Raw genomic sequence first — 547 nt, forward strand, 5'->3', positions numbered from 1 at the left:
CGTGTGTGTTTTTTTTGTTTTTTTTTGTTTTTGGCGCCCCCCGCCCCCCCAGGATGACCCCGGTAAAGTGCGGCGGCAGCGGCAGATGGTAATAAGAGACAACCAACAAGGACACCCTGCAGAACCTCTACGACCTGGGTCTGATCTCCTTGCGCGACCGCGCCCTGGCCGAAAGCCTCTTCTACCAGATCGCCCGCAAGACCCTCAAGTTCGCCCTCGAGCTCGACTACCCCGCCGACGAGCTCGAGGACTTGCAAAAAATGCTGGCCGACAAGCTGGTGTGCAACTTCTCGCTCTTCCAGAGCCTGCCGGATTCCTGGGCCATCAAGCAGCTTTTCCCCATCGTCCCTCTCTCACGCCTCGACGAGCGCCCCACCCGAGAGGCCACGCTGGTGGACATCACCTGCGAGTCCAACGGCAAGTTCGACCGCTTCTTCAACCCGCCCGACCGGCGCACACCCCCACCCTCCCACGGAAGCCGCCGGGGGGGGCCTTTACCCCCCCCCCGGCCCCCCCAGGGGCCCCCCCCTCCCGTGTCCCCCCTCCC

Annotated in this window: 1 pseudogene; it reads left to right on the forward strand. The window is 64.4% G+C overall.

Annotated elements, in window-relative coordinates:
- Positions 1 to 149: 149 nt before the first annotated feature.
- Positions 150 to 547: pseudogene (locus tag EKL94_RS22285) on the forward strand (hypothetical protein); the annotation flags it as partial.

This window comes from Stenotrophomonas maltophilia, from assembly GCF_003970865.1.
Lineage (GTDB): Bacteria > Pseudomonadota > Gammaproteobacteria > Xanthomonadales > Xanthomonadaceae > Stenotrophomonas > Stenotrophomonas maltophilia_AR.